Here is a 17190-nt window from a genome sequence, read left to right on the forward strand (position 1 = left end):
GGATCCGCAGCTTTTCACGGCGTCTCGGGCGACCAAAACGTGGTGAGTGGAGGCGGTGAACCTGGGCAGGAAGCCGGGGCGGACGCAGGGGTTGCGCCGATTGCGGGTAAACCCCGGAATTATAGCCTGAGGGCCTGTTCCCACCGGCCGGTTTCAGCTGCCCCAGCCCCGGGAACGGGTGCAAAAAAACCCTCAGCGACCGGTCGCGCTGGCGTGCAGGCAGATGGCGGCGGCGGCGGCCACGTTGAGCGACTCTTCACCGCCCGGCTGCGCGATGCGCACCGACTGCGAGGCCATGGTCTGCAATGCGGCATTCACGCCCTGCCCTTCGTGGCCCAACACCCAGGCACAGGGCCAGGGCAGACGGGCCTGGTGCAGAAAATCGCCTTCGTGGGAACTGGTGACGAGCAGCGGCACCGACAACGCGCCCAGGTCGTCCACCGACAGCCCTTCAACCAGATGCAACCCAAAGTGCGCGCCCATGCCGGCACGCAGCACCTTGGGTGACCACAAGGCCGCCGTTCCTTTGAGCGCCAGCACCTGAGCAAACCCCATGGCTGCTGCGCTGCGCAGGATGGAGCCGACGTTGCCGGCATCCTGCAGGCGGTCGAGCACCACGGTGGCGCCGTCCGCCCGCAGCCCACCCGTCTCGGGCAAATTCCAGACAAAACCCACGCCAGAGGGGGACTCAAGCCCGCTGATGCCTGCCATCAGCCCATCGGGCACGGTGACGATGTGGTCGGCGGCGTCGCGCAGGTCGTGCGGTGCCTGGGGCCAGAAGTTTTCGGTGAACACCGCCGTGGCCGGCCGGTGCCCACGCGCCAGCAGCGCCCGGCACAGGTGGTCGCCCTCGAGCCAGACCTGGCCCTGCTTTCGATAGGCCGTGCTGTCCTGCGCCAACAGCCGCAGCCGCTTGAGCAGCGGGTTGTCGCGCGAGGTGACGGAAAGCGGTGTGTTCATGGGGTTTTCGCCGCAACGCGGGACGCCTCGACGATGGCGGCGGCGTCCAGCGCACGTGCCACCGGCGCGAACGAGCGGCGATGGGCCGCCAGCGCCCCATGCGTCTGCAACGCCTGCAGGTGTTGCGCGGTGCCATAGCCCTTGTGTCGGTCAAAGCCAAACTCGGGGTGCAGGGCATGCAGCTCCAGCAGCATGCGATCGCGCGAAACCTTGGCCAGAATGGAGGCCGCCGAGATAGCCGACACGAGCGCATCGCCCGAGACGATGGCCTCGGCCAGCACGTCCAGCGCCGGCAGGCGGTTGCCGTCCACCAGCACCTTGGTCGGTTTGAGCCGCAGCCCCTGCACCGCGCGCTGCATGGCCAGCATCGTGGCCTGCAGGATGTTGAGGCGATCGATCTCCTCCACCGTCGCATGTGCGATGCTGCAACACAAGGCCTTGGCGCGAATTTCGTCGTACAGCTTTTCGCGCCGTTTGGCCGTGAGCTGTTTGGAATCGGCCAGCCCCTTGATCGGTTTGAGGTCGTCCAGAATCACGGCCGCGGCCACCACCGGCCCGGCCAACGGTCCGCGACCGGCCTCGTCCACCCCCGCGACCAGACCAGGCACATCCCAGACCAGCGCGGCCTGCTCAGCTTTGAAGAACTTTTTCGATCGCATCGGTGGCGAGTTGGGCGGTGTCGCGCTTCAGGGTGTGGTGCAGCGTGGTGAAACGCTGCTGCAAGGTGGTGATTCTCTCAGGCGCGTCGAGCCAGTCCAGCACACCGCGCGCCAGGGCCTGGGGCGTGGCGGCATCCTGCAGCAGTTCGGGCACGACAAACTCGCCACACAAGATGTTGGGCAGACCCACCCAGGGCTGCAATTGCTTGCGCCGCATGATCTGCCACGACAGCCAGTTCATGTTGTACGCGATCACCATGGGCCGCTTGAACAACGCGGCCTCCAGCGTGGCCGTGCCGCTGGCGATCAAGGTCGCGTCGCACGCCGCCAGCGCATCGTGCGAACGACCGTCCAGCACCGTCACGCCCTGCAGCCCGCTGGCGCGTACCAGTCCGTCGATGCGCGGCCGCAGCGCCGGCAGGGCCGGCACAACGAAACGCAGCCCGGGCCGCTGGCGCTGCATGAGCACGGCTGCGTCAAAGAAGCGGCGCGCAATGTACTGCACCTCCGACTGCCGACTGCCCGGCAGGATCGCCACTACCGTATCGTCGTCGCCCAGGCCCAGGCGTTTGCGCGCCGCCCGGCGGTCCGGCTCCAGTGGAATCACCTGGGCCAAGGGGTGGCCGACGTAGGTGGAGTCGATGCCGTGCTGCGCGAGCAAGGCGGGCTCGAACGGGAACAGGCACAGCACGTGGTCAGCGCTCCGGCGCAGCTTCAGGACCTTCTTCGGGCGCCAGGCCCAGAACGACGGGCAGACGAAATGCACGGTCCTGATCCCGCCAGCCTTCAGCGCCACCTCCAGGTCGAAGTTGAAATCGGGCGCATCGACGCCGATGAACAGGTCCGGGCGCTCGCCGGACAGCAGTCGATCCCGCAACTGTTTGCGGATGGACAGGATTTCCCGAATCTTCGGCAACACCTCGATATAGCCACGCACCGCCAGCTTCTCGCTCGGCCACCAGGCCTCGAAGCCGTGCTCGGCCATCCGGGGGCCGCCGATGCCGAAGGACGTCAGGTCGGGCCAGCGCTGCCGGACACCACCCAGCAGCAGACCCGCCAGAAGATCGCCAGACGTCTCGCCCGCCACCAGGGCAAAGCGCTTGGAAGGCGTCATTTCAGTGCTCCATCGCGCAGCGCGCGACACATCAGCGAACGATGCCGCGCTGGGGCGATGCCTGCCGCAGGAAATCCAGCATCATCGCCACATCGCGCGCGGCCTCGGGGGTCTTGTCCGTCAGGCCACCGATGCGTTCCATGGACTGCTCAAGCCTCAAGTCGTCCCGGTACAGCGCCTTGTGCATGGCCTTCACGGCCGCGATGCGCTCGGGTGAAAACCCCCGGCGGCGCAGGCCTTCGAAGTTCATCGAGCGCGCGGCGGCGGGTTGCCCCTGGCACATCACGAACGGCGGCAGATCGGCGAACAACAGCGAGCACATGGCCGTCATGGCATGCGCGCCGATGCGCACGAACTGGTGCACCACGGTGAACCCACCGAGGATCACCCAGTCGTCCACCACCACATGGCCTGCGAGCTGCGAGTTGTTGGCGAAGATGGTGTGGTCGCCCACCAGGCAATCGTGCGCCAGGTGCACGTAGGCCATGATCCAGTTGTCGTTGCCGATACGGGTCACGGCCCCGCCTGTGGGCGAGCCGATGTTGAAGGTGCAGAACTCGCGGATGGTGTTGCGGTCCCCGATGACCAGTTCGCAGGGTTCACCCGCGTACTTCTTGTCCTGCGGGATCGCGCCCAGCGAGTTGAACTGGAAGATGCGGTTGTCGCGCCCGATGGTGGTGTGACCCTCGATCACGCAGTGCGCGCCGATCGTGGTGCCCGGGCCCACTTTCACATGCGGGCCAATCACCGTGTACGGGCCGACGGTGACCGACGCATCGAGCTCGGCGGCGGGGTCCACCAGGGCGGTGGGATGGATATGGGACACGAGACGCCTCCTGCCGAATCAGGCGATGGTGCGCATGGTGCACATCAGCTCGGCCTCGCAGGCGATCTCGGTGCCGACCCGGGTGACGGCCTTGAATTTGAAGATGCCGGCCTTCATTCGCTCCAGCGTCACGTCCATCACCAGTTGGTCACCGGGTTCAACCGGGCGCTTGAAGCGGGCGCCATCGATGCCGGCGAAGTAATACACCGTCTTGTCATCGGGTGTCACACCCACGGTATCGAAAGCCAGCAGAGCCGCCGCTTGCGCCATGGCCTCCAGCATCAACACGCCCGGCATGACCGGGCGGTGGGGAAAATGGCCGATGAAGAAGGGTTCGTTGATGGTGACGTTCTTCAGCGCCTTGATGCTCTTTCCCTTGTCGAGTTCAAGCACGCGGTCCACCAGCAGGAACGGGTAACGGTGGGGCAGTTGCTTGAGAATCTGGTGAATGTCCATCATGGTTTGGGTGTGTTGTTCGATGCTTGTGCGATGGCCTGCTCGACGGCTTTGAGCCGTTCGCGCAGGCGGTTGAGCTGTTTGAGAGAAGCGGCATTCTTTTCCCAGCTCGCATTGTCGTCGATGGGGAACACACCGGTGTAGTGGCCTGGCTCGCGGATGGAACGCGTCACCACCGTCGCGGCCGATATGTTCACCCCGTCGGCCAGGCTCAGATGCCCCAGCACCACCGCACCACCACCCACGGTGCAATGGGCACCAATGGTGGCGCTGCCGGCCACCCCCACACACCCGGCCATGGCGGTGTGGGCGCCGATGTGCACGTTGTGGCCAATCTGGATCAGGTTGTCGAGCTTGACCCCGTCTTCGATCACGGTGTCGTCAAGCGCACCCCGGTCGATGCAGGTGTTGGCTCCGATCTCGACATCGTTGCCAATGCGCACCGCACCCAATTGCTCGATCTTGACCCACTGCCCCTGGTGCGGGGCAAAGCCGAAACCGTCGGCACCGATCACCACCCCCGGGTGCACGGTGCAGCGCGCACCGATCACGCAGCGCTCACCCACGGTCACGCGCGCATGCAGCGTGGTATCGGGCCCCACCACGGCGTCGCGCCCCAACACCACATGCGCACCGATGCGCGCGCCACGCGCGACCCGGGCACCTGCACCAATGACCGCGAAGGCGGCGATGTCCACATCCGGTTCAATCACGGCCAGGGGGTGGATGCTCGACAACGGATCGATGGCGGGCTCGGGCAGAGGCTCATGCTCGGAGCGCCACCATTGGGTGAGCCGCGCGAAGTACAGGTAAGGGTCGTCGGTGACGATGCAGGCGCCGCGCTCAGCAGCTGCGTCCTGCAAGGCGGGCGTGACAACCAGCGCACCCGCCTGGGTGGTCCGGATCTGATGGGCATAGCGGGCTTGCGCCACAAAAGCCAGCTCGTCCGGTGCCGCACTGGCCAGCGGAGCCAGGCGGGTAATCATGGTGTCGGGTGAGCCGACAAGCGTGCCGCCCAAGGCGGCAACAATGGAGCCCAGTGGCCGCGACACGCCCGGGCCCTGCGCTTACTTGGCGCTGTTCAAGCCGCTGAGCACCTTGTCGGTGATGTCGTGCTTGGGATTGATGTAGACCGCTTCCTGAATGACCAGGTCGTATTTCTCCGCCTCGGCCACCTGCTTGATGACGCGGTTCGCGCGTTCCAGCACCTGCTGCAGCTCTTCGTTCTTGCGCAGGTTGAGGTCTTCCTGGAATTCGCGCTGCTTGCGCTGGAACTCCTGATCCTGGTTGACGAGCTGGCGCTGGCGCGTCACACGCTGGGCTTCGGGCAGCGTGGGCGCTTCGCGCTCGAACTTCTCGGAGGCCGCCTTGAGCTGGCTGGCCTGATTCTGCAGTTCCTTCTCGCGCCGCGAAAACTCCTGCTCAAGCTTGGTCTGCGCGGCCTTGGCCTGATTGGCCTCGCGAAAGATGCGCTCGGTGTTCACGAATCCGATGCGGAAGTCCTGCGCCATGGCGGTCGACACCACCAGACCCGCGACCGCAACCACCAGCGCCCGGCTGAAGAAACGAAAGAAAGAAGACGTCATCAAAAAGAGGTTCCGATCTGAAACTGGAATCTTTGGATTCTATCGCCTGAGAACTTGCGAACCGGGTTGGAATAGGCGAACCGCAGGGGACCGATGGGTGAAATCCAGCTCACACCGACACCGACGGAAGCCCGCATATCGGAGAAGGTGACCTTCTGATCTTCACCGTACACGTTGCCCAGATCGAAGAATCCAAACCACCGCAGGGTGCGGTCGTTGCCCGCCCCCGGGAAGGGCGCAATGAACTCGGCGTTGAGCACGAAGTTCTTCGCACCACCGATGTTGACCGTCTCTCCCGTGGTCGAACCGATGACGGCGGAAGTGGGGCCCAATGTGCCCTGCTCGAAACCGCGCACGGAGCCCAGACCACCACCATAGAAGTTGCGCAGCACCGGGTAAGGCTTGCCCCCCAGACCCTTGCCGACACCGAGTTCGGTGTTGAACGCCAGTGTGTATTGTTTGGTGAGCGGAATGTACTGCTGGAACTGGTAGCTCAGCTTGACGTAGCGCCTGTCGCCGCCCAACCCCATTTCGGTGTTGAAACGCTGGAGCCGCCCGGTGCTGGGCACCAACGCGCTGTCACGGCCATCCCGCGCCCAGCCAATCGTGGCGGGCAGGTAGGTGCCACCCTGGTCCCGGTAAGCCTCGGGCAGCTCGGCACCCTCCTCCACGGTCACACGCTCGGCGCCGACACCGAAAAACACGGTGTCGGTTTCGGTGAAAGGAACACCAAAGCGCACCCCGACGCCCGGGGTGGAGATTTCATAGTCGCCGCCTTGCGCGTCGTAGGGACGGGTGGTCTTGTAATACAGGTCGAAGCTGCGTGAGATGCCGTCGGCCGTGAAGTACGGATTGGTCGTGCTCAGCACGAACTGCCGGTTGAACTCGCTGGTGTTGAGGTCCAGCCCCAGGTAGTTGCCGCTGCCAAACACGTTTTCCTGCTTGATGCTGCCGATGAAGGACAGCTTGTCCGCCTGGGAATAACCGGCGCCAATGGACAGGTTGCCGGTGGGTTTCTCGACCACAGAGACGGTCAGATCGACCTGATCCGGAGAACCCGGCACCTGCTCGGTATCAATCCCCACTTCGGTGAAGAACCCCAGCCGGTCCACCCGGTCGCGCGACAGGCGGATGCGGTCGCTGTCGTACCAGGCCGACTCCAGTTGGCGGAACTCGCGGCGGATGACTTCATCGCGCGTGCGGTTGTTGCCCTCGACGTTGATGCGACGCACATAGACCCGCCGGGCCGGCTGGGCCCGCAGCACAAACGCGACCCGGTTGTTGACGCGGTCGATCTCCGGCGTGGCCTCGACCTGGGCAAAGGCATACCCAAAGGCGCCAAAGTAGTCGGTGAAGGCCTTGACCGTGCGGGTCACGTCCTCGGCGTTGTAGGCCTCGCCAGCACGCATCGCCACCAGCGTCTTGAACTCTTCTTCCTTGCCCAGGTACTCGCCTTCCAGTGCCACCGAGGACACCACATAGCGCTTGCCCTCGGTGATGTTGATCGTGACCGACATCGCCTCTTTTTCAGGGGTGATCGCCACCTGGGTCGAATCGATGCGGAACTCAAGGTAGCCGCGTGTGAGGTAGTACGAACGCAGACTCTCGAGGTCGGCGTTGAGCTTGGCACGCGAATAGCGATCGGACTTGGTGTACCAGCTCAACCAGCCACCCGTGTCCAGGTCAAACAGGTTGCGCAAGGTGGATTCGGGAAACGCCTGGTTGCCCACTATGTGGATTTCGCGAATCTTGGCCACATCGCCTTCGACCACGCTGAAGTTCAGGTTGACACGGTTGCGCTCGATGGGCGTGACCGTCGTCACCACCTGCGCTGCGTACATGCTGCGGTTGATGTACTGGCGCTTGAGCTCCTGCTCGGCGCGGTCCGCCAGCGCCTTGTCAAACGGTCGACCCTCGGTCAACCCCACATCCCGCAACGACTTCTTCAACACGTCGGCATCGAACTCCTTGATGCCGGAGAAGCTCACGTCGGCCACGGTGGGCCGCTCTTCGACGATCACCACCAGCACATCACCGTTGATCTGCAGACGCACATCGGTGAACAGGCCCAGGCCAAACAACGAACGGATGGCGGTCGAGCCTTTTTCGTCGTTGTAGAGATCCCCGATGCGAAACGGCAGCGAGGCGAACACCGTGCCGGGCTCCACACGCTGGAGCCCTTCCACCCGGATGTCCCGCACCGTGAAGGGATCGGCTGCCCAGGCCGGCAAGGCCGCGAGCAGCGCCGTTGCCACGGCCGAAAGAGTCAGGCCACGCAGACCGGTTTTGATTTTTTTCATGGGAGAAGTACGTTCAGCCAGCCAAGCGGGCCACATCATTGAACAAGGCGACGGACATGAGGGCCAGAAGTACCGCGATACCTCCGCGCTGCAGGCGCTCCATCCAGACGTCGGAAACGCTGCGTCCGGTCACACCCTCCCAAAGATAATACATCAGGTGCCCTCCGTCCAAGACGGGCAGTGGCAGCAGGTTGAGCACCCCCAGACTGACGCTGATCAGAGCGAGAAACAACAGATAGGAGGTCAAACCCATGCTGGCCGACTTGCCTGCGTAGTCGGCGATCGTGAGGGGCCCGCTGAGGTTCTTGACCGAGGCTTCGCCGATCAGCATGCGCCCCATCATCTTGAGCGTGAGCCAGGACACTTCCCAGGTTCGCACAACCCCCAGGGTCAGGCCGTCCAGAAAACCGTGGCGCACAGTCATCATCTGTGGGGCTGCGCCAATGTAGGCGCCTATGCGCCCGATCCACAACTCGCCTTGCCGCTCGGGTGCTGGCTTGACACTCAGCTCCACGAGGCGCCCGGCACGCTCAACCACCCAGCGCTGCTCGACCGCCTGCCCGCCGGGGCCGACCGCGGCCTTGATCAAGGCGCGCAGGGCCTGACCATCCGCCACGGGCCGACCATCCACCTGTTGCACCCGGTCCCCTGCCTGCAAACCGGCCGCCGCCGCAGCCCCATCCGGCATCACCTCACCCACCAGCGGCGCTGTCCATGGTGCCGTGATGCCGATGCGCTGAAACAGGCTGGCATCGGCCTCGCGCACATTCAGCTCGCTCAGCGCCAGGGTCACAGCATGTGTGCTGCTGCCCTCTTCCCGCCCCACCCAAAGCGTCATGTCCTCACCCGACAGCGCCGCCTGGGTCAGGCGCCAGCGCAGGTCTTCAAACGAACCCACATCGGCCGGTTCCGCATCGGCTGTGCTGGACCGGGCCACCCATTCCCCGCCAGACAAGCCCGCGCCAGCGGCCAGCGAACCCGCAACGGGACTGCCCAGCACGGGCTTGGGCTCTTCGACACCCGTCCAGTTCACCACGGAGTACAGCGCCACGGCGAGCAGCAAATTGGCCAAGGGGCCTGCCGCAACGATGGCGGCCCGCGATCGCAGGGGTTGCGTGTTGAAGGCCAGATGGCGTTCGGCGGCATCCACCGGCGCCTCGCGCTCATCAAGCATGCGCACATAGCCCCCCAGGGGCAGCGCGCAGAGCACAAATTCGGTGGGACTGCCTTTGCGGTGCCAACGCAGCAGGGGCTTGCCAAAGCCAACCGAATAACGCAGCACCTTCACCCCGCAGGCCACCGCCACGCGGTAGTGGCCGTATTCGTGCACGGCGATCAGAAGTCCAAGGGCCACCACAAAGGCAACGAGTGTGAGCATGTCTGGGTATCCGTTGTGCCGCCTGGATGGGGATGTCCGGGGTCCATCGATCCAGGGCGATGGCCCGGGCTGGGTTCAGGCCCGAAGCCGATGAACCTGGGCTTCGGCCTGCGCGCGGGCTTCCGCGTCGATGGCCATCAGCTCGTCCAGGCTGTGCGGCTTGGAGGGCAACACAGCCGTCAAAGTTGCATGGTTGACCGCATGAATCTGGTCAAACCGCAGCCGCTGTCCGAGGAATGCGGCGACCGCCACCTCGTTGGCGGCGTTGAGCACGGTGGTCGTGCCTTCCGGCGCCAACAGGGCGTCCCAGGAAAGGTACAAGCCCGGATAACGTTCGCGCTGCGGGTCCATGAACGTCATCGAAACCAGTGAGGAAAAATCCAGCGGTTGCGCGCCGCTTTCCATGCGCTCCGGCCACGACAGGCCATAGGCAATGGGCACGCGCATGTCCGGGGTGCCCAGCTGGGCCAGCACCGAGGTGTCTTTGAACTGCACCATCGAGTGGATGATCTGCTGCGGATGGATCAGCACCTTGATCTTCTCCGGAGGCAGATCGAACAGCCAGCGCGCCTCGATGACTTCAAGCGCCTTGTTCATCATGGTGGCCGAATCCACCGATATCTTGCGCCCCATGACGAAGTTGGGATGCGCGCAGGCCTGATCGGGCGTGATGCCAGGCAGTGCCGACAGGGGGGTTTCCCGGAACGGTCCACCCGACGAGGTCAGCAGGATGTGGTCCAGCCGGGACGGCCAATGCCGCGCGTCTTCCGGCAGGCACTGGAAGATGGCCGAGTGTTCGCTGTCGATGGGCAGCAGGGTGCCGCCACCGTCGCGCACCGCGTCCATGAACAGCCCGCCGCCGACCACCAACGCCTCCTTGTTGGCCAGCAACAGCTTTTTCCCGGCATGGGCCGCCGCGAGCGTCGGCGCCAACCCGGCGGCACCCACGATGGCGGCCATCACCACCTGTACCGCAGGGTCCGCACTGACCTCGCACAAGGCCTGGGCCCCCGCCAGAACCTGGACCCGCAGGCCCAGTTCTTTCACCCGCGCGGACAGTTGCCGCGCATGGTCGGCGCTGGCCATGACCGCATAGCGCGGCGAAAACGCCTGGCACTGGACCAGCAGGGCCTCGACCTGGGTGGACGCCGTCAGGGCGAAGACCTCGTAGCGGTCAGGATGGCGGGAAATCACGTCAAGCGTGTTCACGCCGATCGACCCGGTGGAGCCGAGAATGGTGACGGTTTGTCTGGATGAAGTCATGGTTTCAGAAAGTGGCCAGCATCATGGCCAGCGGCAACACAGGCAGCAGCGCATCGACCCGGTCCAGCACCCCGCCGTGCCCGGGCAACAGTTGGCTCGAGTCCTTCATGCCCGCGCTGCGCTTCACAAGAGACTCCACCAGGTCACCGACCACGCTCATGGTGACGAGAAAAACACCGCCCAGCACCGCCAGCACGGGCCCCCAGGCCCACAGGCGGGAGAACAGACTGGGCTGCGCAAAGACCCCTTGGGCATCGATCCAGAGCCAGCCAGGCGCCAACAGCAACACACCCGCCATGCCACTGAACACCCCTTCCCAGCTTTTGCCAGGACTCACGGTGGGCGCCAGTTTGTGACGGCCAAAGGTCTTGCCACCAAAATAGGCCGAGATGTCGGCCATCCAGACCAGCGTCAGCACCGACAGCAGGAAACCCAGCCCAAGCATACGGGCCTGCACCAGGGCCAGCCAGGCGCAGGCGATCAACACCAGGCCAAGCCCCAGGCGCCAGGGCGCCGACCAGGCGCTCCACCCGGGCACACCGCGTCGCAACATGACCACCGCCAACAACACCCAGCAGACCGCAGCGGCCAGCCAGAGGCCGCGCCACGACAGCTCCAGTCCACCCGCGATCCAGACGCATCCGAGGATCAGCCCAAACCCCAGCCCCAAAGCCTTCGCCGCACGCTCGCTGCACCCATTGAGGCGTGCCCATTCCCAGCCCGCTGCCACAACCACCACCAGGGCCAGCACGGCAAAGGGTTCAATCGTCGGATAGAAAAGCGCCGGCAACAAGAAAGCCAGCAAGACCAGCGCGGTGATCACCCGCTGCTTAAGCATGGTGCAACCCGCCCACCGAAGCGGCACCGGGCACGGGCTTTTCCAACTGTCCAGACGTTTTGCCAAAGCGCCGTTCTCGGCTGGCGAAATCTGCCAGTGCCCGATCCAGCTCCGCATCATCGAAGTCGGGCCAGAGGCATGGGGTGAAAAACAGCTCGGTGTAGGCCGCCTGCCACAGCAGGAAGTTGCTGATGCGCATCTCCCCACCGGTGCGAATCATCAGGTCCGGGTCACCCACATGGGCCAGCGCGGTGTTTTCGGCCAGGCTTTGCTCGGTGATTTCCCGGCCAGCGGCCACCAGCCGGCGTGCGGCCTGCGCGATGTCCCAGCGCCCACCGTAGTTGAAACAGACGTTGAGCACCAGCCGCTGGTTCTGCGCCGTCTTGTCTTCGGCGGCTTGCAAGCCTTGCACCACCCGCTTGGAAAGACCCGTGCGATCACCCGGGAAAAACAGACGCACACCACTTTCGCTGAGCTTGGGCACCTCGCGCGACAAGGCCAGGGCCAGCAGCTCCATGAGGCTGGACACCTCCTCCACCGGCCGGTTCCAGTTTTCCGAGGAAAAGGCAAACACCGTGAGCACGGGGATGCCCCTGTCCAGGCAGGCCCGCACCGTACCTCGCAAGGCGTCCACGCCCTGCTTGTGCCCAGCGACACGCGGCAGATGGCGCTTTTGGGCCCAGCGACCATTGCCGTCCATCACGATGGCCACGTGGCGCGGCACACCGGCGGGCGTTGAGAACTCGGGGACGGGAGCGTCTGCCATCAGGGTGCTGGAAAAAAGGCCATGGGACAAGGCAGGAGGTGAGAGGCCGGACGCCTCAGACCGCCATGATGTCCTGTTCTTTGGAGGCGACCAGACGGTCGACTTCCGAGATCATGCGATCGGTCAGCTTCTGGATGTCCTCTTGCGAACGGCGGTCATCGTCTTCAGAAACCAGCTTGTCCTTGAGCAGTTTTTTCACCGCGTCGTTGGCATCGCGGCGCAAATTGCGGATGGCGATCTTGGCCGCCTCGCCTTCACCACGCACCACCTTGGTGAGCTCCCGGCGGCGCTCCTCGGTCATGGGGGGCATGGGCACACGGATCAGGTCGCCCTGGCTCGCCGGGTTGAGGCCGAGATCGGATTCGCGAATCGCCTTCTCGATCTTGGCGCCCATGCCTTTTTCCCACGGCGCCACGCCAATGGTGCGCGCATCGAGCAGCGTCAGGTTGGCCACCTGCGACAACGGCAACATGGAACCGTAGTAGTCCACATGCACCGTGTCGAGCAATTGTGGATTGGGCCGCCCGGTCCGCACTTTGGCCAGGTTGCCCTTGAACGACTCCACCGACTGCTGCATCTTGTGCTCAGCGGTTTGACGGACTTCAGCGATGCTCATGAATGCTCCTCCAATCGACAGTGTTCGGTGTTTCGGCTTGCGTCAGACGTGAACCAGGGTGCCCTCGTCCCCGCCCAGCACCACATTGCGCAGGGCGCCCGGCTTGAAGATCGAGAACACCTTGACGGGCAGTTTCTGGTCGCGGCACAGGGCGAACGCCGTGGCGTCCATCACCTGCAGGTTTTTCGCCATGGCTTCGTCAAACGAAATGGTCGTGTAGCGGGTGGCCGACGGGTCCTTGTTGGGGTCGGCGCTGTAGACGCCATCGACCTTGGTGGCCTTGAGCACGATCTCGGCGCCGATTTCCGCGCCACGCAGGGCGGCTGCAGTGTCGGTGGTGAAGAACGGGTTACCGGTGCCGGCGGCGAACACCACGACCTTGCCCTCCTCCAGGTACTGCAGGGCCTTGGGACGCACATAGGGCTCGACCACCTGCTCGATCGCAATGGCCGACATCACCCGGGCCACCAAGCCCGCCTTTTCCATCGTGTCGGCCAGGGCCAGCGAATTCATGACCGTGGCCAGCATGCCCATGTAGTCGGCGGTGGCTCGGTCCATGCCGACCGAGCCACCCGCCACGCCGCGAAAGATGTTGCCACCACCGATGACGATGGCCACCTCCACGCCCAGGCGCGTCACCTCGGCAATTTCTTCCACCATGCGAACGATCGTCGCCCGGTTGATGCCAAAAGCATCGTCGCCCATCAGGGCTTCGCCCGACAATTTCAGCAGGATCCGTTTGTAGGCTGGCATGGGGACAACTTTCTGGAAATGAATCAGCGAAAAACTCAACCCGCAAGTGTAGCGAGCAGCGACCAGCCTATGCAGGGCAGCGGCCCCGCATGCGATCGAAAAAACGGCACCCCACAAGACAACGGGCCTCACGGCCCGTTGTCTCACTCAGCAAAGGGGCTGGCCAATCGTCCAGCGACGGATCAGGCGCCCTTGGCTGCTGCGACCTGGGCCGCCACTTCGGCCGCGAAGTCGTCGACCTTCTTCTCGATGCCTTCGCCCACCACGTAGAGCGTGAAGCCCTTGACGGTGGTTCCGGCGGCCTTGAGCATCTGCTCGACGGTCTGCTTGTCGTTCTTCACGAAGGGCTGGTTGAACAGCGACACTTCCTTGAGGTACTTCTGCACGCCACCTTCGATGCGTTTGGTCACGATTTCGGCGGACTGCACCGGCTTGCCTGCGGCCTCGGCGACCTTGCGGTCCTCGTCGGCCTTGGCGGTCGCCACCGAGCGCTCGCGCTCGATCAGCTCGGCCGGCACGTCGGCGCTGGTCAGCGCAACAGGCTTCATGGCAGCGATGTGCATGGCGGTGTCCTTGGCGGGGGTTTCCTCGCCGTCAAACTCCACCACCACACCGATGCGGGTGCCGTGCAGGTAGCTCACCAGCCTGGCCGCGCCACTGTAGTGCTTGAAACGGCGGAAGCTCATGTTCTCGCCGATCTTGCCAATCAGACCCTTGCGCACGTCTTCGAGCGTGGGGCCGAAGCTGTCCTGGCTGTAGGGCAGCGCGCCCAGGGCGGCGACGTCGGCCGGGTTGTGCTCAGCCACCAGCTTAGCTGCGGCATTGGCCATGGCCAGGAAGCTGTCGTTCTTGGTCACGAAGTCGGTTTCGCAGTTGACTTCGATCAGGCCACCGGTGGTGCCGTCGATGAAGCTCGCGACCACGCCTTCGGCGGTCACGCGCGATGCGGCCTTGCCGGCTTTGGTGCCCAGCTTGACGCGCAGCAGTTCCTCGGCCTTGGCCATGTCGCCATCGGCTTCGGTCAGCGCCTTTTTGCATTCCATCATGGGGGCGTCGGTCTTGGCGCGCAGTTCGGCCACCATGCTTGCAGTAATTGCCATTTTCAGTTCTCCGTTGACCGCTGCACCCCGCAGGACGTGAGCGGACTAGTCAATTGATCGGTTTTCGCGTGCGAAAAAGGGGCCACGCGAGCCCCTCTTTCGCGCAAGGGCAGCAATCAGGCGGCTGCGCTGTCCTTGACTTCGACGAATTCGTCGCTGCCTTCGGCGGCCACGGCCTTGACAACGTCGTTCACGGCGTTGTTGCGGCCTTCGAGGATCGCATCCGCGATGCCACGGGCATACAGGGCCACGGCGCGAGCGGAGTCGTCGTTGCCGGGGATGACGTAGTCAATGCCCACGGGCGAGTGGTTGGTATCGACCACGCCCACCAGCGGAATGCCCAGCTTCTGGGCTTCGAGCACCGCGATCTTGTGGAAACCCACGTCGATCACGAAGATGGCGTCGGGCAGCGCGGCCATGTCCTGGATGCCGCCGATGTCCTTTTCCAGCTTTTCCATTTCGCGAGAGAAGGTCAGCTGCTCTTTCTTGGACATGCTATCCAGACCGGCTTCCTTCTGGGCCTGCATGTCCTTGAGGCGCTTGATGGACGTCTTGACGGTCTTGAAGTTGGTCAGCATGCCACCGAGCCAACGCTGATCCACGAAGGGCACACCGGCACGGCGGGCTTCCTGGGCCAGGATGTCACGGGACTGGCGCTTGGTACCCACCATCAGGATGGTGCCGCGGTTGGCGGAGAGCTGGCGCACGAACTTGGCGGCCTCTTCGAACAGGGGCAGCGTCTTTTCGAGGTTGACGATGTGGATTTTGTTGCGGTGACCGAAGATGTACGGAGCCATCTTGGGGTTCCAGAAACGGGTTTGGTGACCAAAATGGACGCCCGCTTCCAGCATTTCGCGCATGGAGATAGACATGAGATTTCTTTCCAGAGGTTGAGACTAAAATCCAGCCCCGATCACCTGGGTTGTGCGGCGCATCATGCACCGCCACATCCCTCGGCAACACCCGGTTGGGCTGGTTTGCGATTGGCTTCGCTGCATGGGCCTGAAAGGATATTCAGACCCATGGGGTAGCAAAGCCTATCAATTATAGCAGCCGGACCGACACCGACCCATTCCTCCAAGCCCGTCCGGTTGTGCCCGCTCCCGCACAGCCGGGAGTTTTTTGTGCCCAACCCCATGCCTCCCCCGCGTTCCCCCGTGCAAGCCCTGCTGAACCAGCCGTCCGCCCGGCGGACAGATCCAAGCCGGAGGCTGCCATGAAGCTCGCGATCATCGGGGCCGGCGTCGTTGGCACCACCACAGCCTACGAGCTGGCACTCGATGGCCACGAAGTCACGGTGTTTGAGCGTCGGCACACCGTGGCCGAAGAGGCCAGCTTTGCCAACGGCACACTGATTCACCCGGGCTGGATCCTGGCCCTGGCGGGCCATCGACGTGGGTGGCGGTCCTTGACGCCCTGGGCGGCCGCGGGATCGGGCCTGAAACTGGAGCGTCTTCCGCGCACAGGCGAATGGCCGTGGCTGTGGCAATGGCAGCGCGCGGGCCAGCCTGGTGCGCAGGTCGGCCACCTGGAACACGTGCACCGACTCGCGAGCTACAGCCACCAGCGACTGCAGGCTCTCAGCACCGCGATGCAGCTGGACTACGACCGCAGCCAGGGGTTGCTCGTGTTGTGGCGCACCCCGCAGGAGGCTGAACAGATGCGGGGGTCGTTACAGCTCATGCGGACACTTGGCGTGGAAGTGCGGGAGTTGTCCGGCCAGGACACCCGTTTGCTCGAACCCGCGCTGAACCCAGACACCCCGCTGCATGCCGGAATCGAGCTGTTCGGAGACGCCGTGGCGAACTGCCGCCAGTTCACCTTGCTGATCAAAGCACAGGCGCAGTCGCTCAACTGCCGCTTTGCGTTTGGCACCCGCGTCGAGCGCATCGATGTGGACGGTGGCGTCACCCTGACCCACGCGCCCGTCGACAGCGCCAGCCCATCGGAGGCGCCATCCAGCGAACGCTTTGACGCAGCGGTTCTCTGTGCCGGCGCCGCCAGCGCCGAACTGCTGCGCCCGCTGGGGCTGCGGATTCCCCTGCAGCCGGTGTATGGGCACTCCATCAGTGCCGCCATTCGGGAGCCCATGGACGCACCACTGTCCGGCGTGCTGGACGCGCGGCACGGTGTTTCGATCACGCGGCTCGGACAGCGGGTGCGGGTGGCCGGCGGCGCCCGCCTGGGTGGCCGCCCCGGGTTGAAATCGGCCACGGAACTGCGCCGCCTGTACCAAGTGCTCGCTGACTGGTTCCCCGGTGCCGCCCGGATGGGAGGTCAGCAAGACAGCGTGCTGGAGTGGCAAGGCGCCCACGCCATGCTGCCGGACGGCCCGCCGGTGGTGGGTGCGAGCCGGTTGCCGGGCCTGTGGTTGAACCTGGGCCATGGCGACAGCGGATGGACCACGGCCTGCGGCAGCGCACGGGCGCTGGCTGACGCCATCCGGGGCGGCTCGCCCGACATCGACTTGAGCACGTACTCGCCGCAGCGCTTCGGTCTCTGACCGGTGACGCGATCCGTCGGAGCCGCGTCACCTGACCGCCGCGCGACCGTGTTGAAATGCCATCAACAGGCT

General features: G+C 64.7%; 17 protein-coding genes. 1 reads left to right on the forward strand and 16 read right to left on the reverse strand.

What is annotated here, in order from left to right; translation table 11 throughout:
• Positions 1-192 precede the first annotated feature (192 nt).
• From AC07YZ_RS03075 to rpsB, 16 genes are all read right to left on the reverse strand, one after another.
• Positions 193-960 (reverse strand): TrmH family RNA methyltransferase, encoded by a 768-nt coding sequence (locus AC07YZ_RS03075; RefSeq protein WP_494793661.1) that lies wholly within the window; start codon positions 958-960, stop codon positions 193-195.
• Complete coding sequence (rnhB, locus tag AC07YZ_RS03080) at positions 957-1619, reverse strand: ribonuclease HII (protein ID WP_494793662.1); 663 nt, start codon at positions 1617-1619, stop codon at positions 957-959. Before rnhB ends, AC07YZ_RS03075 begins: the two co-directional genes overlap by 4 nt.
• Positions 1591-2733, reverse strand: a complete 1143-nt coding sequence (gene lpxB, locus AC07YZ_RS03085) for a lipid-A-disaccharide synthase (protein ID WP_494793663.1) — start codon at positions 2731-2733, stop codon at positions 1591-1593. Before lpxB ends, rnhB begins: the two co-directional genes overlap by 29 nt.
• Before the next feature lie 31 nt (positions 2734-2764).
• Complete coding sequence (gene lpxA, locus AC07YZ_RS03090) at positions 2765-3559, reverse strand: acyl-ACP--UDP-N-acetylglucosamine O-acyltransferase (protein WP_494793664.1); 795 nt, start codon at positions 3557-3559, stop codon at positions 2765-2767.
• 18 nt (positions 3560-3577) lie between these two features.
• Positions 3578-4018, reverse strand: a complete 441-nt coding sequence (gene fabZ, locus AC07YZ_RS03095) for a 3-hydroxyacyl-ACP dehydratase FabZ (RefSeq protein ID WP_494793665.1) — start codon at positions 4016-4018, stop codon at positions 3578-3580.
• Complete coding sequence (lpxD, locus tag AC07YZ_RS03100) at positions 4015-5067, reverse strand: UDP-3-O-(3-hydroxymyristoyl)glucosamine N-acyltransferase (RefSeq protein ID WP_226492779.1); 1053 nt, start codon at positions 5065-5067, stop codon at positions 4015-4017. Before lpxD ends, fabZ begins: the two co-directional genes overlap by 4 nt.
• A gap of 15 nt (positions 5068-5082) precedes the next feature.
• Positions 5083-5601: an OmpH/Skp family outer membrane protein gene (locus AC07YZ_RS03105; RefSeq protein ID WP_413465747.1), complete on the reverse strand. Its 519-nt coding sequence runs from the start codon at positions 5599-5601 to the stop codon at positions 5083-5085.
• Positions 5601-7901: an outer membrane protein assembly factor BamA gene (bamA, locus tag AC07YZ_RS03110; protein ID WP_226492778.1), complete on the reverse strand. Its 2301-nt coding sequence runs from the start codon at positions 7899-7901 to the stop codon at positions 5601-5603. The genes AC07YZ_RS03105 and bamA overlap by 1 nt, the downstream gene beginning before the upstream one ends.
• Positions 7902-7914: 13 nt before the next feature.
• Positions 7915-9279 (reverse strand): RIP metalloprotease RseP, encoded by a 1365-nt coding sequence (rseP, locus tag AC07YZ_RS03115; RefSeq protein WP_494793666.1) that lies wholly within the window; start codon positions 9277-9279, stop codon positions 7915-7917.
• 75 nt (positions 9280-9354) lie between these two features.
• A complete protein-coding gene (gene ispC / locus AC07YZ_RS03120; RefSeq protein WP_494793667.1) occupies positions 9355-10542 on the reverse strand; it encodes a 1-deoxy-D-xylulose-5-phosphate reductoisomerase in 1188 nt (395 codons plus the stop codon).
• Between the two features lie 4 nt (positions 10543-10546).
• The gene (locus AC07YZ_RS03125) at positions 10547-11380 is read right to left on the reverse strand and encodes a phosphatidate cytidylyltransferase (protein WP_494793668.1); all 834 of its coding nucleotides are present in this window, start codon (positions 11378-11380) and stop codon (positions 10547-10549) included.
• Entirely contained in the window at positions 11373-12146 is a 774-nt protein-coding gene (gene uppS, locus AC07YZ_RS03130) for a polyprenyl diphosphate synthase (RefSeq protein ID WP_226492774.1), read from the reverse strand. Before uppS ends, AC07YZ_RS03125 begins: the two co-directional genes overlap by 8 nt.
• Positions 12147-12201: 55 nt before the next feature.
• Positions 12202-12762 (reverse strand): ribosome recycling factor, encoded by a 561-nt coding sequence (gene frr / locus AC07YZ_RS03135; RefSeq protein ID WP_494793669.1) that lies wholly within the window; start codon positions 12760-12762, stop codon positions 12202-12204.
• Positions 12763-12804: 42 nt separating this feature from the next.
• Positions 12805-13515 (reverse strand): UMP kinase, encoded by a 711-nt coding sequence (gene pyrH, locus AC07YZ_RS03140; RefSeq protein WP_068166087.1) that lies wholly within the window; start codon positions 13513-13515, stop codon positions 12805-12807.
• A gap of 182 nt (positions 13516-13697) precedes the next feature.
• Complete coding sequence (tsf, locus tag AC07YZ_RS03145; RefSeq protein ID WP_226492772.1) at positions 13698-14615, reverse strand: translation elongation factor Ts; 918 nt, start codon at positions 14613-14615, stop codon at positions 13698-13700.
• A 116-nt stretch (positions 14616-14731) separates the two neighbouring features.
• Positions 14732-15487 (reverse strand): 30S ribosomal protein S2, encoded by a 756-nt coding sequence (gene rpsB, locus AC07YZ_RS03150; protein WP_494793670.1) that lies wholly within the window; start codon positions 15485-15487, stop codon positions 14732-14734.
• Positions 15488-15831: 344 nt separating this feature from the next.
• On the opposite strand from rpsB, the gene AC07YZ_RS03155 reads away from it, so the two are divergent.
• A complete protein-coding gene (locus tag AC07YZ_RS03155) occupies positions 15832-17118 on the forward strand; it encodes an FAD-dependent oxidoreductase (RefSeq protein ID WP_494793671.1) in 1287 nt (428 codons plus the stop codon).
• Positions 17119-17190: the final 72 nt, after the last annotated feature.

It is taken from the genome of Hydrogenophaga sp. GW101-3F08, from assembly GCF_059424585.1.